Source organism: Anoxybacillus sp. PDR2 (genome assembly GCF_009834045.1).
GTDB lineage: Bacteria > Bacillota > Bacilli > Bacillales > Anoxybacillaceae > Anoxybacteroides > Anoxybacteroides rupiense.
On the sequence record NZ_CP047158.1, the window covers coordinates 3,753,098 to 3,774,277 of the forward strand.

General features: G+C 42.4%; 20 protein-coding genes. 1 reads left to right on the top strand and 19 read right to left on the bottom strand.

Annotation, left to right across the window (positions count from 1 at the left end; all coding sequences use genetic code 11):
* Positions 1–62 precede the first annotated feature (62 nt).
* From GRQ40_RS18060 to GRQ40_RS18075, 4 genes are all read right to left on the bottom strand, one after another.
* Entirely contained in the window at positions 63–878 is an 816-nt protein-coding gene (locus GRQ40_RS18060) for an ABC transporter permease (RefSeq protein WP_066150771.1), read from the bottom strand.
* A complete protein-coding gene (locus GRQ40_RS18065) occupies positions 875–1,897 on the bottom strand; it encodes an ATP-binding cassette domain-containing protein (protein ID WP_066150775.1) in 1,023 nt (340 codons plus the stop codon). The genes GRQ40_RS18060 and GRQ40_RS18065 overlap by 4 nt, the downstream gene beginning before the upstream one ends.
* A 294-nt stretch (positions 1,898–2,191) precedes the next feature.
* On the bottom strand, positions 2,192–3,709 hold the full coding sequence (locus GRQ40_RS18070; RefSeq protein ID WP_369815660.1) for an MDR family MFS transporter: 1,518 nt from the start codon (positions 3,707–3,709) through the stop codon (positions 2,192–2,194).
* 27 nt (positions 3,710–3,736) lie between these two features.
* Positions 3,737–4,201 carry a MarR family winged helix-turn-helix transcriptional regulator gene (locus tag GRQ40_RS18075; RefSeq protein ID WP_159720669.1) on the bottom strand — a complete coding sequence of 155 codons (465 nt, stop codon included), beginning with the start codon at positions 4,199–4,201 and terminating at the stop codon, positions 3,737–3,739.
* Positions 4,202–4,934: 733 nt separating this feature from the next.
* Here GRQ40_RS18075 and GRQ40_RS18080 point away from each other — a divergent pair.
* Positions 4,935–5,810, top strand: a complete 876-nt coding sequence (locus GRQ40_RS18080) for a LysR family transcriptional regulator (protein WP_159720671.1) — start codon at positions 4,935–4,937, stop codon at positions 5,808–5,810.
* Here GRQ40_RS18080 and GRQ40_RS18085 read toward each other — a convergent pair.
* The 15 genes from GRQ40_RS18085 to rpsR all read right to left on the bottom strand — a co-directional run bounded on the left by GRQ40_RS18085 (position 5,776) and on the right by rpsR (position 21,163).
* Positions 5,776–6,675 carry a PhzF family phenazine biosynthesis protein gene (locus tag GRQ40_RS18085; protein ID WP_159720989.1) on the bottom strand — a complete coding sequence of 300 codons (900 nt, stop codon included), beginning with the start codon at positions 6,673–6,675 and terminating at the stop codon, positions 5,776–5,778. The two genes, GRQ40_RS18080 and GRQ40_RS18085, sit on opposite strands and share 35 nt — an antisense overlap.
* A gap of 141 nt (positions 6,676–6,816) precedes the next feature.
* On the bottom strand, positions 6,817–7,287 hold the full coding sequence (rlmH, locus tag GRQ40_RS18090; protein WP_221212103.1) for a 23S rRNA (pseudouridine(1915)-N(3))-methyltransferase RlmH: 471 nt from the start codon (positions 7,285–7,287) through the stop codon (positions 6,817–6,819).
* Positions 7,288–7,379: 92 nt separating this feature from the next.
* Entirely contained in the window at positions 7,380–7,535 is a 156-nt protein-coding gene (locus GRQ40_RS18095) for a CxxH/CxxC protein (protein ID WP_082063770.1), read from the bottom strand.
* A gap of 97 nt (positions 7,536–7,632) precedes the next feature.
* A complete protein-coding gene (locus GRQ40_RS18100; RefSeq protein ID WP_159720991.1) occupies positions 7,633–8,847 on the bottom strand; it encodes a S1C family serine protease in 1,215 nt (404 codons plus the stop codon).
* A 113-nt stretch (positions 8,848–8,960) separates the two neighbouring features.
* On the bottom strand, positions 8,961–9,749 hold the full coding sequence (locus GRQ40_RS18105) for an MBL fold metallo-hydrolase (protein WP_044745204.1): 789 nt from the start codon (positions 9,747–9,749) through the stop codon (positions 8,961–8,963).
* A gap of 8 nt (positions 9,750–9,757) precedes the next feature.
* The gene (locus GRQ40_RS18110) at positions 9,758–10,543 is read right to left on the bottom strand and encodes a two-component system regulatory protein YycI (protein WP_080862681.1); all 786 of its coding nucleotides are present in this window, start codon (positions 10,541–10,543) and stop codon (positions 9,758–9,760) included.
* The gene (locus GRQ40_RS18115) at positions 10,530–11,876 is read right to left on the bottom strand and encodes a YycH family regulatory protein (protein WP_066150789.1); all 1,347 of its coding nucleotides are present in this window, start codon (positions 11,874–11,876) and stop codon (positions 10,530–10,532) included. The genes GRQ40_RS18110 and GRQ40_RS18115 overlap by 14 nt, the downstream gene beginning before the upstream one ends.
* Entirely contained in the window at positions 11,857–13,686 is a 1,830-nt protein-coding gene (walK, locus tag GRQ40_RS18120; RefSeq protein WP_159720675.1) for a cell wall metabolism sensor histidine kinase WalK, read from the bottom strand. Before walK ends, GRQ40_RS18115 begins: the two co-directional genes overlap by 20 nt.
* Before the next feature lie 10 nt (positions 13,687–13,696).
* Positions 13,697–14,413 carry a response regulator YycF gene (yycF, locus tag GRQ40_RS18125; protein ID WP_044745202.1) on the bottom strand — a complete coding sequence of 239 codons (717 nt, stop codon included), beginning with the start codon at positions 14,411–14,413 and terminating at the stop codon, positions 13,697–13,699.
* A 160-nt stretch (positions 14,414–14,573) separates the two neighbouring features.
* A complete protein-coding gene (locus GRQ40_RS18130; protein ID WP_044745165.1) occupies positions 14,574–15,860 on the bottom strand; it encodes an adenylosuccinate synthase in 1,287 nt (428 codons plus the stop codon).
* Positions 15,861–16,007: 147 nt separating this feature from the next.
* Positions 16,008–17,372 carry a replicative DNA helicase gene (gene dnaB / locus GRQ40_RS18135; RefSeq protein ID WP_044745164.1) on the bottom strand — a complete coding sequence of 455 codons (1,365 nt, stop codon included), beginning with the start codon at positions 17,370–17,372 and terminating at the stop codon, positions 16,008–16,010.
* A 98-nt stretch (positions 17,373–17,470) separates the two neighbouring features.
* On the bottom strand, positions 17,471–17,920 hold the full coding sequence (rplI, locus tag GRQ40_RS18140; RefSeq protein WP_044745163.1) for a 50S ribosomal protein L9: 450 nt from the start codon (positions 17,918–17,920) through the stop codon (positions 17,471–17,473).
* Positions 17,917–19,890: a DHH family phosphoesterase gene (locus GRQ40_RS18145; protein WP_080862679.1), complete on the bottom strand. Its 1,974-nt coding sequence runs from the start codon at positions 19,888–19,890 to the stop codon at positions 17,917–17,919. The genes rplI and GRQ40_RS18145 overlap by 4 nt, the downstream gene beginning before the upstream one ends.
* A gap of 38 nt (positions 19,891–19,928) precedes the next feature.
* Positions 19,929–20,858: a YybS family protein gene (locus GRQ40_RS18150; protein WP_066150801.1), complete on the bottom strand. Its 930-nt coding sequence runs from the start codon at positions 20,856–20,858 to the stop codon at positions 19,929–19,931.
* A 68-nt stretch (positions 20,859–20,926) separates the two neighbouring features.
* Positions 20,927–21,163 carry a 30S ribosomal protein S18 gene (rpsR, locus tag GRQ40_RS18155; protein ID WP_027408127.1) on the bottom strand — a complete coding sequence of 79 codons (237 nt, stop codon included), beginning with the start codon at positions 21,161–21,163 and terminating at the stop codon, positions 20,927–20,929.
* Positions 21,164–21,180: the final 17 nt, after the last annotated feature.

The window sequence follows — 21,180 nt, forward strand, 5'->3', positions numbered from 1 at the left end:
GATCATGATGTTGAGTGTGATTTATTAGGATACCGTGCACGAATGGGCGCACGATATCCTGTTTATGCCTGACGCATATATACACGGACCGTGATAGGTGCAAAGATGGCTACGATGACTGCGGCGCCGATGAGGGAAACGGCGAAATCCCAGCCAATGGTTCCAGCGTTAATTAAATTGCGAACAGCGGTAATAATATGTGAGATCGGATTGATCTTCGCAAACCATTGGAGCCAATCAGGCATTGTCTTGACTGGCACAAAAGCATTAGAAAGAAAAGTAAGAGGAAACAGCACAAGCATCGAGATTCCTTGTACGCTTGAAGCCGTACGGGCAATAACGCCAAAAAAAGCGAAGATCCAGCTGATTGCCCAAGAACACACAATGACAAAAACCGCGGCGATGACGACAGAACCTAGTCCCCCTTCTGGACGATAGCCCATGATATACCCCATCACAAAGGTAAGAACGGTCGCAATGGTATAGCGGATGGTGTCGGCTAAAAGAGCGCCCGCAAGTGGAGCAATACGGGCAATAGGCAGTGATTTAAAACGGTCAAACACGCCCTTGTCCATATCTTCGCGCAATTGAACCCCCGTCACAATCGATGTCCCGATCACGGTCTGCACAAGAATACCTGGAATGATAATCGGCAAATAGCTTTGCACATTTCCCGCAATCGCTCCGCCAAAAATGTAGGTAAACATTAACGTAAAGATGATGGGCTGGAGCGTGACATCAAATAATTGCTCCGGTGTGCGCCGGATCTTCAAGACACCCCGATAGGCCATCGTCAACGAGTTGCGTACCGTCTGGCCAAAGCTTAATCTGCTTTTTAGTTGACGCTTAGCCATGAGCTCGCTAGCAGAATGTCTCATATCCCCACCTCCGTTGTTTCGTTAGATGTCGCAAAAATGTCCCCGTCTTCCTTCACCCCATGTCCAGTAATGGTGAGAAAGACCTCATCAAGCGTTGGTTTCTGAACACTTAACTCAGCTAAATGGATTCCGGCCTCGCGAAGAGCGATCAGCAAATCCGTCACTCGGTCGGCGTCTGCCATCGGCGCCGTAATTTTTCCCGTTTCCAATGACACATTGGCTCGGACCTTCAGCACCCCTTCAACGGTCTGACAAGCCTTCTCGATATCCGTTTCCTGCTGAATTTTCAACTGTAGCGACGAACTGCCGACGGACGCTTTCAGCTCATCTGCTGTTCCCTCAGCAACCACTCGACCGCGGTCAATGACGGCAATTCGGTCAGCTAGCTCATCAGCCTCTTGCAAATACTGGGTTGTTAAAAGGACGGTTGAGCCTTGCTTTACTAAGCGACGAATCGTCTCCCACATTTGATTGCGTGTGCGCGGATCCAGTCCTGTAGTCGGTTCATCTAAGAAAATAAGTGGCGGCTGGGCAATCAAGCTTGCGGCTAAATCGAGACGGCGCCGCATCCCTCCGGAGAAATGCTTCAACGGGCGTTTCGCCGCTTCGGTCAAGCCGAACTCCTCCAGCAGCTCTGCCGCTTTACGACGCGCCTCTGTGCGGCTTAATCCCAGCAGACGAGAAAAAATCACTAAATTTTCGATCGCGCTGAGCGATTCATCCACCGATGCATACTGGCCTGTCACGCCAATCAACTGTCGCACAATTTGCGGTTCCTTCACCACATCATAGCCAAAAATGCGCGCTGATCCTTCATCCGGCCGCAACAAGGTCGCCAGCATTCGGACGGTCGTGGTCTTCCCCGCTCCATTCGGCCCAAGTACGCCGTAAATCGTACCCGCACGCACATTGAGATGAACTCCATCAACCGCTCGTTTATCGCCAAAAACTTTAACAAGTCCGTGCGCTTCAATAGCCCAATGACCATTGTCTGACACTGTTCGCTGGATATGTCCCATTTCATTTCCTCCTCTACAACTGAGTACATGACTGATGGTAACACACGTTTATGAACAGAATATGAACAATGAATGACTAATAATGAGCTTGTACATACCCATACGGGAAAAATGCTCTCCGCCAAAGCGTCCGTCCGTTTGTATTGCTTATGGGAGCAGCTAATTTATGTTGCGTTAGCAAACGGCAAGAAACATTCTCCATGTATAAAGATGGAATGAGTCATCTTTTAGAAAGTCTGTTCCTAAAATGATCAAAAGGATCAGGGGGCTTTTCCCTGATCCTTTTGATGCTGATTATGAAACTTGTTCGCCGCTTTTTTCTTTGACCGGAATTACCATTCTTTCTTTGCCCATCAAAACAATGGATATAAATGCTAATAGGATGGGCACTAATGTCCATTTAAAAGTGGTAGCAACAGAATTGGCCATCGCATCCGCAATTTTATGAAGGATGTCTGGCGGTATTTTTGCTTGAACATCCGCTGATAATAAAGTGTTTGAATCCAATTTTCCAGCAAATCCGCTCATATGGCCGAACACATCTTTTAAATCACCTTTTAATATATGGTTTTGGATCGTGCCAAAAATGGTCACTCCAATGGTCATTCCTAATGTTCTAAAAAACGTATTTGTCGATGTCGCAATTCCCCGTTTTTGCGGTTCGATCTTATGCTGTGTTGCCATACTTAACAAAGAGAAGGAGCAGCCCATGCCAAGGCCGGCTATAATCATAAAAATCGTCACAGTGGAGCGGGCCGTATTGACATCTAATGTGCTTAATAGAAACATGCCCATAAAAAATAAAACAACAGAAACAAGCATAATGCTACGATAGCTGAACCATCTCACAGATCGGCCCGCCACTTGGCTTCCCACCACTGAGCCAAGCATCATCGGAATTAAAATAATCCCCGAGTTAGTGGCCGTTCCTCCGTATACAGACTGAACAAAAAGAGGAATTAAGACCGTTGTAATAATAAAGGCGGCCCCATAAAAAAATGCCACGGCTTGTGTTGCTGCAAAGAGCTGTCTTTTGAATAAGCTGAATGAAATGATCGGCTCTGATACTTTCCGTTCAATCAAGATAAAGGATACGAAAAGGACAGCAAAAATCAAAAATAGAGAAATAATTTGGACAGAATTCCAATCATACTCTTTCCCGCCAAGCTCTAACGCAAACATCAAGCTGACAACGGAACCAACTAAAGTAAGGGCCCCAAACCAATCAACTTTAAGTTTTTTCAGCTGAAGCGTTTCTTTATAAAACTGAGCAATCAAAAATAAAGATAAAATCCCTAAAGGCAAGTTAATATAAAAAATCCAGCGCCAATTAATTTGATCGGTAATATATGCGCCTAATAACGGACCAATGACGCTAGATAAACCAAACACAGCGCCAAATAATCCTGTCATTTTTCCCCGTTTTTCCGGAGGGAAAATATCGAAAATAATGGTGAAGGCAATCGGCATTAATGAGCCTCCGCCAACTCCCTGAATGGCCCGATAAATGCTTAATTGCACAATGCTCTGTGCGGCTCCGCAAAGAGCCGAACCGATAACAAAAATAGTCAGGCCTAATAAATAGAACCGTTTCCGGCCATACATGTCTGATAATTTCCCAAAAATCGGCATACTAGCCATCGTCGCTACGAGATATGCCGAAGTCACCCAAATAAATTGATCTAGCCCATTAAGCTCCCCTACAATGGTTGGCATTGAAGCGGATACAATCGTATTATCCATTGAAGCCATTAATATTCCTAATAATAGACCGACTACAACGAATCCAACTTTGCTTTCTTGCAAGTTCATAGACATTCCCCTTTTATTTATGATCTGTTAATTTTTTCTCCTCTTTTGGAAACAAGGCATTTCATTAAGATGGAGTAACATATCTAAAATCAAACGCAACTCTTCTTCACTATACTGTTGAAATAGACGCGAAAGAGAATCGTGTAAAGGCTTAAACAATTCCCTTATTTCCCCATCTCGGTCAGACAAAGGCTGGATAATTATGCGTCTGCGATCTTGAGGGTCTGGCACTCGTTTCACAAGCTCCGCTTTTTCAAGCCGGTCGATAACCCCAGTAATAGCCCCCGTTGTAAGGTTCGTTAGCTGGGCCAGTTGTCCCGCAGTAATGGGGCCCGTCTGATTGAGCAGCTCCCTGCACTTTAAATCTGTCGCATTTAAATGAAGCTTAGCGGCAACTCCTTCATTATATATAACAAGAGCAGCGCTAAATTTCCTCCATTCCTGAATAAGTAAAGGAATGAAATCGTTATTGGCTGATGGCTGCTCTGACATGTCACTCCCTCCTTTACGATGTTACTAGTGAATTATTTCACTATTTAAATACTTATCACCTAATTATCTTAATGAATAAGAGAATTATATAGATGAGACAGTAAGAATGTCAAACGTAATGGGAAACTAGCGGCACATTCTACAAAATGCTCAGACCAAGTTTAGAGCGCCATCTGATAAGGCTTATTATCATGGAAAACCCATGATAATATCGATTCAGCTGTTGCCTTTATGATGTATCAATTGTAAACGAAACAGTATTTATAAAAACCCACGGCCGGAAAGCAAGACGTATAATTTGATCTATGGGAGCCATCTGTTTCAGCATAAATTTCATGCAACAAAAATCCAGGGAGTGGATAGAGTCCCTGGACAGCTTTATCCATATTAAAGAATTATTGGGCTGATCTATTATTCATGGGCAGTTTGCGAATGTTCCCCAGGAAATCTTCTCTTGTTATTACCACTGGGGAGCCTGTGAAAACCGATGAACTTTATCAAAGCTCTACTATCACATTAAGCGGCGAAATGCCCTCATTGATCATTTCACTCCCCCGTCCATGTTCATTTGATATGGATCATATCGGTTAAATACTTGAGCTTTGTGTTGGCGCCATAGCTTCCCTCTATTTTTGAAGTTCCGTTCCTCCACAGCTTTTATTTAAAATTTTTGAATACGCAAATAGGAAGTGTATAATGAAAGGAACAACCGCGAGTGATTGAGGTGGGATAAATGAACCTACAACAGTTGCGTTATTTTCTGGCTGCGGCCAAGTTTAAGAGCTTCTCGAAAGCCGCAGAGGCCATGTATATCTCGCAACCGGCATTAAGCAAGCAAATCGCCTTGCTGGAAAACCAACTGCAAATCACCTTGTTCGAGCGAACGTCAAATGGGGTACAGTTGACACACAAAGGGGAGCAATTGTATCAACAATTGGCTCCCTTGGTTAACCAATTAGATGCCATTTTAAGAGCGTTTACAGAACCGGAGGAAATCCGTCTGGGCGTACTCCCAAGCATTGGGACATACTATCTTCCGGAATTGGTTTCTCGTTTGCCATTTTTGCGCCTGATCCCAATTGTGAAAAACACGAGTGCGGAGCTGGTAGAATTGATAGAAGCGGGAGAAGCGGATGCCGCCATTATTCAAGATCGTCCTCAGTCAGGCACGATGCGCCAAACACGATTATTTGAAGAAACGTATCTGGCCGCCGTTCCAATCGGGCATCCGCTTTCTCAACAAACGGAGATTCGTTTAAGCGATTTCAACCAAACAAACGTCATCTTGCAACAAACAGCTTGTGACAGCAGAGATTACTTTGAACTGGAGTTTCGTAAGTTAGGGCTAAAACCGGAAATCACATTAGTCCATGGCCTATTTGAATCGTTATTGGCATATGCCGTGAGCATGGAGGGAATCGCGTTTATTCCCAAAATGATGGCTGCCAGTGTCACCCATCATCAAATCGTCTATAAACCGATTGAAAACCAGTATTTCAAGCGCACGATTCACTTGCTTGCTCGATCCAATGATATCTTTAATCGACTAATGGAGGCGTTATCCACGCTACCCTTTATCTCAAGTGAAGCACCCCCGCAATGGTCTTAACGGATCTTCCACCGATACGAATGACTGGTGCAGGGGTGGATGGTTCAATCTCAGCGAATAATGTTCCCGGACGACTGACTGCATCCCCTTGACCGATCGTCAGTTGATGGCTGCGGTTTGGTTCTAGGATGCCTTCCAAGTAGAGGTATCCTGCCAACGCCCCATTCGCAGCGCCCGTAACAGGATCTTCCTCAATTCCTACCGCAGGAGCAAAATCACGGGTATAGAGGTCGTATCCCTCTTTCGCATCAAAAGTGAAGAGGTGCGTGGTACTTATCCCACTGGCCCGATTGGCTGCATCGAGATCGTCGAGTTGTGGTTGTGCTGCATTAATCGCTGCCCGCGATTTGACGGGAATGAGCAGATGCCAGTTTCCCGCAAACGCTTCCCGAATAGGATAGCGATCATCTACTTCTTCAACAGGGATCCCCACCATTCTCGCTGCTTCGTTCATACTTAGTTTTGTGTCACGCACCTTTGGCGTAACCAACGTCATCGTGACAGCTTCCAATTTTCCGTCCTGCTTTGCCCATTCAACCGGTACGGGTCCATTGTTCGTTTCGAAGACGACTTTATCCGCTTTATCTGCCCAACCGTATTCAGTAGCCAGAATCCAAGCGGATGCTACAGTTGCGTGACCACAAAAATCAATTTCTGTAGTTGGGGTGAAATACCGCACGCGAAAATCTGCTGCTCCCTCCTCGGTTCGAAATAGAAAGGCTGTCTCCGATAAATTCAGTTCCCGAGCGATGTTTTGCATCGTTTGATCATCCAATCCGACTTCATCAATAACTACACCGGCAGGATTCCCTCCGAATTGTTCGCTCGTAAACGAATCCACGTGGTATACAGGAATTTGCTTCATGGAAATCATGCTCCCTTCTAATCGTGTTCACTTGTCATCATACCGCATTTAGTATACCCACATGAAATACATCTTTGTTATCGAGTGATAACCAGAGGCTATACCCTGCTTGCCTATCTAAGCCGTTTTTTTGCTTTACCTCTATTTATGATACGGTTCTCCACGATTAATCCGGAACGCGCGGTAAATTTGTTCAAGAAGAATAAGCCGCATCAGCTGGTGCGGGAAGGTCATTTGTGAAAAAGAAAGTGATTCATTGGCCCGCTTCATTACCTTTTCACTTAATCCGAGCGAGCCTCCAATTACGAAAGCGACTTTGCTCGTACCATAGGTGGCTAGCTTATCTAAATGGATGGCAAATTCTTCAGATGACTTCATCTTCCCATCAATCGCCAAAGCAATGACGTGCATATCATCTGAGATTTTAGCTAAAATCCGCTCACCTTCCTTCTCTTTGATTTGCTTCATTTCTTGATCGCTTAAATTCTCCGGCGCTTTTTCATCAGCGACTTCAATGATTTCCATTTTCGCATACCCAGACAGCCTTTTCACATATTCTTCAATACCTTGCTTTAAATATTTTTCTTTTAATTTCCCTACCGATAAAACCATTATATTCACAAGTCATCCCCACTTTATAAACATCCTATCAACAAAATTTATCCACATATACACAACATCTATCCACATATTGTGCAGAAACATTAGTTCCCCACTATATATGCGGCTTGACGAGAACAATATTCGCATATTCCATCATACTTATCCACAGGTAAAGGATAAATTTCTGGCGCTTTTTCATGATTATCCACATACACATCAATGGCCAGCTCCATATGTTCTTCACAACACATAATCATCGTTCTCCCCCCCTTTATCCACTTGTGGACAAAGAAAACAGGAGCGTCCTATTCCGCTCCTTGTTTTCTTTGGGCCTGCTTGATAGATTCTTTCCCCTTAAAGCGATTCTTTCGTAAGCTTCATGGTCACCGTTTCCTTTTTCCCATTGCGATAAAAGGTCACTTTCATGTTATCGCCAATGGCTTTTTTCGTATACAGGTACTTTCTAAGGTCAAGTACGTCGCTCACCTTTTGATCATCTAATGCAATGATGACATCAAATTGTCTAAGTCCTGCACGATCTGCCGGAGACCCTGGTCTTACTTGAATAATCGCTACTCCTTCGGTAATATCAGGCGGCAAATGCAGCGTTTCTTGTAAATGGTAGGACGAAATATCACTTAGCGAACGAAGCTCGACTCCCATATAAGGGCGGCGCACTTGTCCATATTGTTCTAAATCCGCGATAATAGGGCGGGCAAAATTAATCGGGATCGCAAAGCCGATTCCTTCAACTTCTTCTTGGGCAATTTTCATTGAATTAATGCCGATCACTTGCCCTTCAATATTAACAAGGGCTCCGCCGCTGTTTCCAGGATTAATGGCAGCGTCTGTTTGTAATACTTCCGCATTCCAATCCGGCAATCCATCTTGATCCAAGTCCACTTCGATGGTCCGGTTTTTTCCTGAGATAATCCCTTCGGTAACAGATCCCGCAAATTGCAGGCCGAGCGGATTCCCAATCGCTATTACTGGTTCTCCTAGCGTCACGACATCAGAATTCCCAAACTCAGCTACATTCCCAACCTTTTGGGCATTGATTTCAAGAACGGCTAAATCTGTTAATGCATCGGTGCCTAACAGTTTCGCTGGCACCCGCGTCCCGTCTTTTAAGCTCACTTCCAATTGGCTGGCGCCTTCGACAACATGATTATTTGTAACAACGAAGGCTTTTCCATCCGCTTTTTTGTAAATGACGCCTGAGCCTGTACCAGCTTCACCACCTTCAGACCAAAAGCTGGCTTCTTGAATGTTTACGACGCCGACCACCGCATCAGATGCCTTATCAATCGCTTTTGTCACTTGAGAAGTAACATTGACGGAGACGTTTTTTTGAACCGTTGGATAATGGCCCGGTTCCCCCGTTTGTTCTTCTCCTTGCTTTGGTGTTACATTATACGGGAGTACATCCCACCTTGATAGCGCAGGAATCGAAAAGGTCACCAGCAATGCTCCTAAAATCGCACCAACCAGTCCGGAAAAAAATGCACCTCTGCGGTTGCCTTTCCGCTTTTGACGATACTCCCCATAATGATCATCATAATATCCCACGTGCGACTCACCAATCCTTTCCATTCAAAGGTCGTGCCTCTTTCTATTATACTGCCCGCTTTTAACAAAAATCCATTTTCAATGGCAATAGTCCATCCTTTGCAAAATCAATGTTAAACATACACCAGCTTGGTTGGCACTTTCGGGTCCGTATCGCAAATTTCAAACTGTTGTCCGACCCCAAATCCCCGATTTTCTAATGTTTGTTCAACTGTCATTCGAGCGAGTTCTTTCATGTTATTATCTTGGCTTAAATGGGCCAAATAAATTCTCTTTGTTTGATCGCCAATGACATCGGTCAAGGCCAGTGCCGCATCTTCATTAGACACGTGTCCGACATCGCTCAAAATGCGTCGTTTAATGCTCCAAGGATAGCGCCCCATCCGAAGCATTTCGACATCATGGTTACTTTCAAACACAAAGACATCGGCATGTTGAATCGTTCCTTTCATTCGATCGCTCACATATCCTGTATCAGTAATTAACGCGAGCTTCTTGCCATCATGATGGAACACATAAAACATCGGCTCTGCTGCATCGTGGGATACTCCAAATGACTCGACATCTAAATCACCAAACGAACGGACATCCCCTAATGGAAAGATAAATTTTTGTTCTGTCGGAATGTCACCTATTAACCCTTCCATGGCCCTCCATGTTTTTTCATTGGCATAAATCGGTAGCTGATATTTTCTCGCCATGATTCCTAGTCCTTTAATATGATCACTATGTTCATGCGTGACCAAAATCGCGGTCAAATTTTGCGGAGAACGTTCGATTTGCTTAAAGAGCTCCTCCATTTGTTTACCGCTAAGTCCCGCATCTACAAGTAAGCGCTGCTTTTCTGTTTCAATATAAAAAGCATTTCCTGTACTGCCGCTTGCCAGGACGCTAAACTGCATCATCTTATTCACTCCAACACATTTCCTTTATCGTTAATGATCTGTCCTTCAAAGCCATGAATAAAATAATCTTTCTTTTCATTCACTACAATGTGCCATGTTGGTGTTAACACTTGTGAAGCCGTAAATTGCACAAGCCCATAATATCCGATCTCAATTTTCGTCACTCGGTCCTTCGGCTTTAAATAATCTTTTTTATACAATGTTTCGATCGCTTTAATCGCCGGAATAATTTCTTGCTTTTTATCATATTCCTCTAGATCGTCCAATAGCGTTTGTTCATATGAGACGACTTCATTTTTCTCATTTAAGTGCAGCAGCAGCTTGCCGCTTGAATTTTTATAAATCATTCTGCGGTTATATTTTTGATAACAAGTAATCGTTTTCGATTTATTATCATATTCCCAAAACGCGTAATCCTTCCCATGAATAATGTTTTGCTGCAAAAATTGATTTAAACTGTAAGCATCTTCAAAATCGCCAATAGCTACCGGATGGATAAAGGTTGCTTGTAGCACGGATTGGTCGCTTGCTGTGATTTTTTGATTCTTTAATTTGGCAATTTCATCTCGAGTAAAGATCTTGCTTTTACCGCTAACATAGGAGGCCTTTTTAATTTCTTTTGGTATATCTACATACGTGATGCCGTTCGCTGCTAACTGTTCTTCAATGGTCTCTTCTAAAAGAACATCTAATTGGCTGCTGTTGCGTTTTTGGATAAACTGATACCCTAAAAAAAGATCCAGGATGAGGAAAGTAATAATAAAAATCGTCTTTGTTTTATTCCAATCCAACAGCATTGCCTCCCCTCATCTCGTCTGAGTCATCATCAGAGAACTTTTTCCATGTTCCATTATATAAATAAAACCAATCCGGCTCTAATACAACCACCTTTTCTCTTTCTTGATCTTTCACAAGCTCATATCCTAACGTGACCTCCGTCAGCAATTCCTTTTTAAAGCCTTTTATTTTTTCCAGCTGTTGAATCACTTGCCGTCCGGACTGTAGTTGAACTGGTACGCTTGTGCGATCTGGAATTTCGAGGCGAAATAGCGGACGTTGGTATTTGTTGATTTCAGCTGCTCCCCAAATTTGAACAATCTCTGACATTCCATAGTTATTGAAAACGGGATGATTGTTCACAAAAAGACGAAAGACAACTTTTCGTTCTTCACGATCCCATTGGACAAAGTGGTACATGTCGGTCCAACCGCCATGCTCATTGACAAAATCAATACTTTTTTGAATCAAGGATGCGCTTTCTTCACTGGATGGCCCAATTGTATATTTAGCCGCTGGATTTACATATAAAAGCAGCTTTTGCAAAAAGTCAACATCCATCAGCCGCGATCCATCTGTATATTCCTCTCCAAATGTCAAGATGTCCTTTTTTACGAAGCTCGGATCACTAAATAAGGCCTCTTTAAATTTATCTGTATCAAGCTCATCTGTATAATATTGCAAACGATCCATTGTCATTTCTTTTTCTGGTAGAAACAACGTTTTTGTTTCACTTACGTTGTAAGCAAAATAACGCGGTAGCTTCTCCGTATGTTCATATAACTGATTGATTTCTTCAAATGGAACATCCTTGGCCGTAGCCTTGTATATTTTACGGCGTTCTGTAGAGACAAAATAAACCGTAAGACTTGAATGTTTTTCTACAGGAATGATGATCGTATCAAAGCCAATACTATCTAGCCCTCGATCGTCAATTTGAAAAATGGTTTGATAAATATTCATTGGAATTTCGTCAGGGTAAATAATTTCTATTTTCCCTCTTCCATGAATAAAAGACAAAAAGCTTTCTTTGGATACCGTTGAGGAAACATTCTCAAAATCATCAAACGTCCACTTTTTCATGTTTTTAAACAATTTATTTATTTCCGTTTCTTCTATCAATCCGTAATGAGCTGCATTTTTATGAATCAATATTTGTGAAGGACGTACAATCATCGATGGATCTACTTGCGCATTACTGACAGATACGTTTTGGACGTATTCACCATTTTGGATCACATCATATTTTGGGTGATAGGTCCATAGCCCCCATGTAAACAAAATGCTTGTTAACACCAAAACCGTCAACACAATCGTTTTCGCTGTTTCATACCTCATCCCATTCATCCTCTTGAATCCGTTCCAACGGTAATGTAAAGAAAATGGTCGTTCCTTTATGCTCTTGGCTTTTTGCCCAAATGTTCCCGCCATGGGCAACAACGACCTCTTTGGCAATCGCTAATCCAAGCCCTGTTCCACCTAGCTTGCGAGAGCGCGCCTTATCCACGCGATAAAAACGGTCAAATACTTTAGCGAGATCAGATTTAGGAATACCAACTCCCTCATCTGTTACGCTGACTAAAATTTCATTATTCAGCTCTTTTACACGAAATGTAATATTACCGCCTTGAGGAGAATACTTTAATGCATTTGAAATAATATTATCAAGTACTTGCGTAATTTTATCTTCATCAATTTCAACAAAGATCGCTTCGTCAGGGATTTTGCGAATAAACGTTATATTTTCGTTTTTCGTCAATTCAAAACGATCAATCACCTTATGAAAATATCTCGAGAAATTAACCCAAGATTTATTTAGCTTATAGTCTTTACTATCTAATTTCGAAAGCCGCAACAGATCATTGACTAATCGAATCATTCGTTCCGTTTCTGTCTGTGTTACTTCAATAAAACGTGGAGCAATCTGTTCATCTCTCCATAATCCTTCTCCCAACGCCTCCAAATAGCTTTTCATCGTTGTTAGTGGCGTTCTTAGCTCGTGTGAAACGTTAGCTACAAATTCTCTTCTCTCTTGATCGATTTTTTCTTGTTCTGTAATATCGTGCAGTACAACGATCAAACCGTTGACAAATCCTGTTTCCTTTTGAATCACAGACAAGGAGGCGCGCAAAATATAAAGCTCCTCCTCCGTACTAAAGTCCAAAATGAGCGAATCTCTTTCTTCAATTAATGTTTCAAATGTATACTGATCCTCCAATCCAAGCACATCAACAATCGAGCTGGAAAGCACTGTTTCACGTGAAACATTTAAAATATTGAGCGCCGCATCGTTAATCAAAATAATCTTGCCACGGCGATCCGTCGCAATAACGCCATCTGTCATATGCGTAAGCACAAGAGCTAATTTGCGCCGTTCTCCTTCTGTTGTGGCCTGCGCCTCCTCTAGCTTCTTCGTTAAATTATTAAATGTCATGGCGAGCTGGCCAATTTCATCATATCCATATACTTTTACTTTTCTTGAAAAATTGCCTTTTGCCATGGCTAATGCCTGTCTGCGCATATCAGAAATGGGCCGGGTGATCGTACGAGCTAGCAAAATCCCTAGTACCGCTGTAATAGCTAGGGCAATTCCTGTCCCGGTAGCAAAGATCTTGTTGATTTGCCGCATCTGTGAAAATACATTTTCCATAGATGCAATCACATAGATGGCTCCTTTAATTTCATTATTCATCTTAATCGGAGTGGCAGAAATATACATCCGATGGCCCGTTTTCTGGTCAATGAATGCTCGGTCAACCATTTCGCCCGTCACAAGCGCCCGCTTGACAAAAATTTCCGTTGTCCGTTTTCCGACAATGTTTTGCATATAAGGATTGGAAGTAGCCAGCACCTTGCTTTTATCATCAATAACACTGACTTCTGAAATATCCTGCGAGACAAAATCATGAAGAAGGGAGCGAATTTCTTCTTCCAATGTTGGACTTTTAGCATCTCGGTCTTTGTTCATTGCTTGATCTACGTTATAAGCAAGCAATGTGATTCGCTCATTCAGCGAAGTTTTAAAGCTTTGAACAAGCTGTGTTTCCAATTCTCTCACAAAGTACACACCGATAATTTGCATCGCAACGAGAATTAATAAGACATAAATCAGCACAAACTTAAAATGAATCGAACGAAATGGGCCTACTTTTTTCATGATGCTTCCTTTACTCCTGTTCTGGGTTGCGCAAGTAATATCCTACACCGCGTCTCGTCACGATCCATGTCGGATGCGAAGGATTATCTTCAATTTTTTCTCGCAAACGGCGAACCGTCACATCCACAGTGCGGACATCTCCATAATAATCATATCCCCACACCGTTTGCAGTAAATGCTCCCTCGTCATGACTTGTCCAATATGCTTCGCTAGATAATGAAGCAATTCAAATTCACGGTGTGTTAGTTCAATCGTTTCTCCTCTCTTTAATACAATATAAGCATCTGGCCGAATGACAAGCGATCCGATTGTAATTTCGCTTATATCATCGTTCTCTTCATCATCTTGAACATTAGCATTTGGCTGATGACGGCGCAAATTCGCCTTAACGCGTGCCAACAGCTCTCTTGTACTAAACGGCTTCGTGACATAGTCATCAGCTCCTAGCTCCAATCCAAGTACCTTATCAATCTCAGAATCCTTTGCTGTTAACATAATAATCGGCATATCATATTTTTTCCGCACCTCTCGGCATACCTCCATGCCATCCTTTTGCGGAAGCATAATATCAAGCAAAATGAGATCAGGTTCAATTTCTTCCACTTTTTGTAATGCTTCTATACCATCATATGCACAAATGACTTCATAGCCCTCTCTTTGCAAATTAAACTGTAAAATATCAGCAATTGGTTTTTCATCATCTACCACAAGAATTCGTTTTTCCATCATCATTCACATCCTTTCCTTATCCGATGGATTCATTCGCAAAAAAAGCTCCATATTAATAATGTATCATGTTATTTACGGGAATTCACTTACTACCCATTGCCAATTCGGCAAAAGAAAAGCATAGATACCGCTCGTATCTATGCTTTATTTCTAATCGTTAGGCATACACGCTGCGAACGACGTTCGTTTGCGAACGATCTGGACCAACAGAGAAAATAGAAAGCGGGATGCCTGTCAGCTGTGAAATGCGCTCTACATAATGACGAGCATTCGCTGGCAGTTCGTCTAAGCTTTTAACGCCTGTAATATCTTCCGTCCAGCCTGGAAGCTCTTCATAGACGGGTTCGCACTCCGCTAGCACCTTCAAGCTTGCCGGAAATTCCTCTATGATATTTCCTTTATAGCGATAAGCCACACAAATTTTTAACGTTTCAATTCCTGTTAATACGTCAATGGAATTTAATGACAAATCCGTAATTCCGCTGACTCGGCGAGCATGGCGGACTACTACGCTATCAAACCAGCCCACGCGGCGTGGACGCCCTGTTGTTGTACCATATTCTCTTCCAACCTCGCGAATGCGATCGCCAATTTCATTATGTAATTCCGTTGGGAACGGGCCATCGCCGACACGGCTTGTATATGCTTTCGCTACTCCTACCACATGTTTAATTTTTGTCGGTCCTACTCCTGACCCAATTGTAACGCCGCCAGCCACTGGATTAGAAGAAGTCACAAACGGATACGTTCCTTGATCAATATCCAGCATGACGCCTTGCGCGCCTTCAAATAGCACACGTCGTCCTTCATCCAAAGCGTTATTTAGCACGACAGATGTATCGCATACATATTGCGCAATTTGTTGTCCGTATCCATAATACTCTTCAAAAATATCCTCAAGTTTCAATCCTTCAATTCCGTACACTTTTTCAAATAAAACGTTCTTCTCTTGTAAATTGCGGGCAAGTTTTTCCGCAAATACGTCACGATCTAATAAATCAGCAATACGAATGCCGATTCGGGCTGCTTTATCCATATACGCCGGACCGATTCCTTTTTTAGTTGTGCCGATTTTATTGGCTCCTTTGCGCTCCTCTTCCGCTTCATCAAGTTTTAGATGATATGGCAAAATCACATGAGCACGGTTGCTGATACGCAAGTTGTCCGTCGAAATGCCCCGATCATGTAGATATTGCAGCTCAGCAATAAGAGCTTTCGGATCAACCACCATTCCATTTCCGATGACACATATTTTATCTTTATAAAAAATTCCTGATGGAATGAGATGCAGCTTATACTTTTCTCCATGAAAAACAATCGTATGTCCCGCATTATTTCCGCCTTGATACCTTGCGATCACTTCTGCATTTTCTGATAAAAAGTCGGTAATTTTTCCTTTTCCCTCATCTCCCCACTGTGTCCCAACAACAACTACCGAAGACATGGCGAGCACCTCCACTTTACTCAATGTAAACATAGTAAGTGTAGCACTTTTATTGACTAAAGTCAACGAAACACGAACATTGGATAGATATTTCACTTTTTTATTCGTATAAAAATGGAAATGCTTATCCAAAGAACCGTTCAGCTTTTAGGCTCCTGGAGGAATTTGTGTATCATCAAAACGTCTCTCTAAATTTACAAACTTATTATATTCTTTAATAAAGGCGAGCTGCACCGTGCCAACAGGACCATTCCGTTGTTTAGCAATAATAATTTCAATAATGTTTTTATTCTCCGATTCTTTATCATAATAATCGTCGCGATATAAAAAGGCGACGATATCTGCGTCCTGTTCAATACTTCCCGATTCACGAATATCGGACATCATCGGCCGTTTATCTTGACGCTGTTCAACGCTGCGGGAAAGCTGCGATAAAGCAATAACGGGTACTTCTAGCTCACGGGCCAGCGCTTTTAGCGCGCGGGAGATTTCAGATACTTCTTGCTGGCGATTCTCTCTATTCCTTCCGCTTCCTTGAATGAGCTGTAAATAATCAATCAATACCATCCCAAGACCACTCTCTTGCTTCAAGCGGCGGCATTTCGCCCGAATTTCACTGACGCGAATGCTAGGGGTATCATCAATATAAATTCCTGCATTCGATAAGCTTCCCATCGCCATCGTTAATTTTCCCCAATCTTCAGAGGTCAGCTTTCCTGTCCGCAAATTTTGGGCATTGATATTTCCTTCGGCACACAGCATCCGCATAACCAACTGTTGAGCGCTCATCTCTAAGCTAAAAATGGCAACGTTTTCGTTCGTTTGTGTCGCCACATTTTGCGCAATGTTTAACGCAAAAGCGGTTTTTCCAACAGAGGGACGAGCAGCAACAATGATTAAGTCGCTGCGCTGAAATCCAGCCGTCATGCGGTCAAGCTCGGTGAAGCCGGTCGGGATTCCAGTAATCTCCCCTTTGCGGTTATGAAGCATTTCAATATTGTCGTACGCCTGAACAAGCACATCCTTTATATTTTGAAACGTACCAGAATGCTTCCGCTGCGCCACCTCCATAATCTTTTTTTCCGCTTCGTTCAGCAGTACATCAACCTCATCTTCACGTGTGTAGCCATCTTGCGCAATAGAGGTGGCTGTACGAATTAAACGGCGCAAAATCGATTTTTCTTCCACAATGCGCGCATAATATTCAACGTTGGCAGCAGTGGGAACCGCATCAGCTAATTCGCTTAAATATGATACTCCCCCCACTTCTTCCAACGCTTTGGAATCTACGAGCTCTGCAGTTACTGTTACTAAGTCGACAGGCTCTCCTTTATCAGCCACTTTGAGCATCGCGTGGAAAATTTTTTGATGAGCAGCACGGTAGAAATCTTCTGGTATTAAAAGCTCAGAAGCGGGAGTCAGCGCCGAAGAATCAAGAAAAATCGCACCAAGTACGGCTTGCTCTGCTTCAATATTTTGTGGCGGAATGCGCTCTGCAAATAGATCATTCATCTCTTTCACCACCTTTTCGATGCTGTTGGGTAACGATTCTCATAAGAAAAATGTGATTTGTATGGGGGATTCCCCATAAAATCACATTTTTTATCAGGTTATTTTTGTTCGCTGACATGTACTTTTAATGTTGCCGTTACTTCCGGATGAAGTTTAACAGGTACATTTGTATAGCCTAATGCACGAATCGCATCCTCTAATTCAATTTTGCGTTTATCCACTTTCAATTGAAATTGGCTTTGCAGCGCTTCTGCAATTTGTTTACTTGTAATGGAGCCGAAGAGGCGACCGCCTTCACCAGCTTTTGCTGATAGCTGTACGGTCAGTTGCTCCAATTGCTCTTTTAACTGCTTCGCTTTTGCCAATTCCTCTTCTGCTTGACGTTTTTCTTTATTTTTTTGTGCTTCTAGCGCCTTTAAATTAGTAGGAGTCGCTTCAACGGCGAGCCCTTGCTTAAAAAGAAAGTTTTGAGCATAACCGTCTGCCACATTTTTAATTTCGCCTTTTTTGCCTTTTCCTTTTACATCTTTTAGAAAAATAACTTTCATGATTTTTTTCCTCCTTCTAAATACTCGTCAATGGCTGCACGCAAACGATGCTCTGCTTCTTCAACCGTTGTATCAGCCAGCTGAACGGCAGCATTCGTTAAATGGCCGCCGCCTCCCAGGCTCTCCATAATGACCTGAACATTGATGTCTCCGAGCGAACGGGCGCTAATTCCGATCAGATTATCTGTGCGCTTCGAAATCACAAAGGAAGCCACTACCCCATTCAATGTCAGAAGCGTATCAGCCGCTTGAGCGATTAGAACTTGGTCATATGCTTCATTTGGGCTTCCTTTCGCAATAGCGATTCCTTTTGCGTTAATAGAGGCATTTTCAATGATTTTAGCTCTTTTTACATAGTTGGCGATATTTTCCTTGAGCAGCTTTTGCACTAATACCGTATCGGCTCCTTGAGCACGCAAGTATGAAGCAGCATCAAACGTACGAGAGCCGGTTCGCAGCGTAAAGCTTTTCGTGTCAACCACAATTCCTGCTAGCAGCGATGTTGCCTCTAGCATCGTCAGCCGCATGCGCTGCGGTTGATATTCAAGCAGCTCGGTTACGAGTTCTGAGGTTGATGAAGCATAAGGCTCCATATATACAAGCAGCGGATTATTAATAAATTCTTCACCGCGGCGATGATGGTCAATCACCACAATATTATCGGTCCGAAACACTAGTTTCTCTTCAATCACTAGTGAAGGACGATGCGTATCCACAATAATTAACAAGGTATCATCGCTGACAAGCTCAAGCGCTTGTTCCGGTTTAATGAATCTTGACCAAAGTTCCGGGTAATTTTTAATTTCCTCAATCAGCCGTTGAACACCTGCATCAATACGATTCGTATCCAAAACGATAAACCCTTCTCTTTGATTAAGCTGAACAAGCTTTAACACACCGATGGCAGCGCCTACTGCATCCATGTCTGGATATTTATGTCCCATAATCATGACTTTATCACTGTCAACAACTAGCTCTTTTAATGCGTGGGAAATAACACGGGCCCGCACTCTCGTGCGTTTCTCCATCGGATTTGTTTTCCCGCCGTAAAATTTTACTTTCCCATTGGCTTGTTTGATTGCCACCTGATCGCCTCCGCGGCCAAGCGCTAAATCCAAACCAGATTGGGCAAGCGCCCCTAACTCCGGTAGCGAAGAAACGCCTGTACCAATGCCAATGCTCAATGTTAATTGAACATTATCCTTCATGGTATGTTCGCGAACTTCATCCAAAATCGCAAACTTGCCTTTTTCAAGCTGCTGTAAAATTTGTTCATTTAATACAGCGACAAAGCGATCAGAGGATGTTCGTTTAAGGAATAATCCATAATCATGCGCCCATTTATTCAGCATCGAAGTGACTTGGCTGTTCAGCTGGCTTTTTGATTGATCGTCCATTCCTTGAGTAATCTCATCATAATTGTCGAGAAAAATAACGCCTAATACCACTCGTTCTGCTTCATATTGTTTTTCGATTTCAATTTGATCAGTTACATCAAAGAAATATAACAGCTTTTCTTCCCGCCTAATAATGACTTGAAATTTCCGATCATGAATATCAATCATTTCTGTGTCAACTTCTTGTTTAATCAGCGGAATTAATTGGTCAGCAACATCATATAACGAGCGGCCTACCAACGTCTGCTCCCCAAAGCAGGATGTCAAAAATACGTTTGTCCATTCAATTACATAATCGTCATTAATCAGCATGATCCCAATCGGCATTTCCATCAAGGCCTCTTCGCCCACTTTTTTTAGCCTATGGGATAAATTGGAAATATGCTGTTCAAGCTCCGTATAGAGCGTACGCTGCGATTTTACGACATAATAAAGCACAAAAGCGAGGAGCAAAAAACTGGCTAACCCCAAAATCCATTGGAAATAAGCGATCACTCCTATTAGTCCGAGCGCAATCATCATTAATGCATAAAGGGGATAGCGGTATGCCTTCTTTTTATAAAAATGAGACATTCATGTCAGCTCCTAAACCATAAAAATAATCCCATCGCCTAGCGAATGCGTTTCCGTAATTCGAATCCTAAATCAATTATACCTAATATTACAATAACATAAAGCAAAAAAGGGAGAAAGAAGCAAAACAACGTTCCGACTACAACGATGCTTCTTGCCATTTTTTTCTGCTCAGCGACATAATAGAGGAAAGAAAAACCTTGAATCAAAAACAAAAGCTGTAATACATAATAGAGATTAATAACGGCAATAAAGACAAAGGATCCTTTTTCTAATGGAAAAAATGTCGCTAATAGTATAATCAGGTAATACCATAAAAGCGGCTTTGGTAGCATAATATGACGAAAAGGAGGCCACGTTCCTATCGGCATATTTAAGCGTTTTAAAATCGGAATCGAAGCCATGATCGTTAAATAAGCAGCAGCAAGCGCTGATAAAACAAACACGGACGGTATAATGTATTGCACAAACTCCAACATTTGTTGGAAGCGATCTTGCATTTCTTTCGGGGGCTCTTGTCCCATTCCTTTCATGATTTGCATAGAGGCATGAAAGGATTCTTTTAGCATTGAAAGCGTTTGAGCAATAATGTCTAAGTTAAAAAATTTGACTGAAATGATATAATCAAGCACGATATTGACCAAAAACACAAGAGTCGCTACTGTTAAAATTAAATAGCGGTTTTTCTTTTTTGCAAACATAATGCCGATCACAATTCCGCTTGTTCCAAACATCAGCACAACGGGTAGCGATAATAATGAACCGATTAGGGAAGAGACAATAAGGGCCACAGCCAGCAACATGAATCCTGGAGCATAGCCATGTCTCATTGTAAACACGATAAAAGGGAGAGATAAAAAGAAAAGCGCAACCACCGATAAAAATGGAACGTACAAAAAGATTAAAAATAGTACAATAAAAATCGCCAGCTGAATCGCCGCTTCTGTCAGTACATATGTATTTTTCATCCGAACCGAATCCCTCCTATCATCAAAAAAAGCAGTAAGGATGCCGTCCCCCCTTACTGCTTTTTCTTTTATTCACCCGCTACGTATGGCAATAATGCCATTTGACGAGCACGTTTAATTGCTACCGTTAATTTGCGTTGATATTTCGCGCTTGTACCTGTTACACGGCGTGGTAAAATTTTGCCGCGCTCAGAAATAAATTTCTTTAACGTATCCACATCTTTGTAATCGATGTGTGTAATTCCATTTGCTGTGAAATAACAAACTTTGCGACGTTTTGCGCGTCCACCTTTACGTCCTGCCATTTTTATTTTCCTCCTTT

What these genes read in the sequence shown, in the direction of transcription:
- GRQ40_RS18060 (WP_066150771.1), bottom strand. Translation starts at nt 878, where the DNA reads ATGAGACATTCTGCTAGCGAGCTCATGGCTAAGCGTCAACTAAAAAGC.
- GRQ40_RS18065 (WP_066150775.1), bottom strand. Translation starts at nt 1,897, where the DNA reads ATGGGACATATCCAGCGAACAGTGTCAGACAATGGTCATTGGGCTATT.
- GRQ40_RS18070 (WP_369815660.1), bottom strand. Translation starts at nt 3,709, where the DNA reads ATGAACTTGCAAGAAAGCAAAGTTGGATTCGTTGTAGTCGGTCTATTA.
- GRQ40_RS18075 (WP_159720669.1), bottom strand. Translation starts at nt 4,201, where the DNA reads ATGTCAGAGCAGCCATCAGCCAATAACGATTTCATTCCTTTACTTATT.
- GRQ40_RS18080 (WP_159720671.1), top strand. Translation starts at nt 4,935, where the DNA reads ATGAACCTACAACAGTTGCGTTATTTTCTGGCTGCGGCCAAGTTTAAG.
- GRQ40_RS18085 (WP_159720989.1), bottom strand. Translation starts at nt 6,675, where the DNA reads ATGAAGCAAATTCCTGTATACCACGTGGATTCGTTTACGAGCGAACAA.
- rlmH (WP_221212103.1), bottom strand. Translation starts at nt 7,287, where the DNA reads ATGGTTTTATCGGTAGGGAAATTAAAAGAAAAATATTTAAAGCAAGGT.
- GRQ40_RS18095 (WP_082063770.1), bottom strand. Translation starts at nt 7,535, where the DNA reads ATGATTATGTGTTGTGAAGAACATATGGAGCTGGCCATTGATGTGTAT.
- GRQ40_RS18105 (WP_044745204.1), bottom strand. Translation starts at nt 9,749, where the DNA reads ATGCAGTTTAGCGTCCTGGCAAGCGGCAGTACAGGAAATGCTTTTTAT.
- GRQ40_RS18115 (WP_066150789.1), bottom strand. Translation starts at nt 11,876, where the DNA reads ATGAATGGGATGAGGTATGAAACAGCGAAAACGATTGTGTTGACGGTT.
- walK (WP_159720675.1), bottom strand. Translation starts at nt 13,686, where the DNA reads ATGAAAAAAGTAGGCCCATTTCGTTCGATTCATTTTAAGTTTGTGCTG.
- yycF (WP_044745202.1), bottom strand. Translation starts at nt 14,413, where the DNA reads ATGGAAAAACGAATTCTTGTGGTAGATGATGAAAAACCAATTGCTGAT.
- GRQ40_RS18130 (WP_044745165.1), bottom strand. Translation starts at nt 15,860, where the DNA reads ATGTCTTCGGTAGTTGTTGTTGGGACACAGTGGGGAGATGAGGGAAAA.
- dnaB (WP_044745164.1), bottom strand. Translation starts at nt 17,372, where the DNA reads ATGAATGATCTATTTGCAGAGCGCATTCCGCCACAAAATATTGAAGCA.
- rplI (WP_044745163.1), bottom strand. Translation starts at nt 17,920, where the DNA reads ATGAAAGTTATTTTTCTAAAAGATGTAAAAGGAAAAGGCAAAAAAGGC.
- GRQ40_RS18145 (WP_080862679.1), bottom strand. Translation starts at nt 19,890, where the DNA reads ATGTCTCATTTTTATAAAAAGAAGGCATACCGCTATCCCCTTTATGCA.
- GRQ40_RS18150 (WP_066150801.1), bottom strand. Translation starts at nt 20,858, where the DNA reads ATGAAAAATACATATGTACTGACAGAAGCGGCGATTCAGCTGGCGATT.
- rpsR (WP_027408127.1), bottom strand. Translation starts at nt 21,163, where the DNA reads ATGGCAGGACGTAAAGGTGGACGCGCAAAACGTCGCAAAGTTTGTTAT.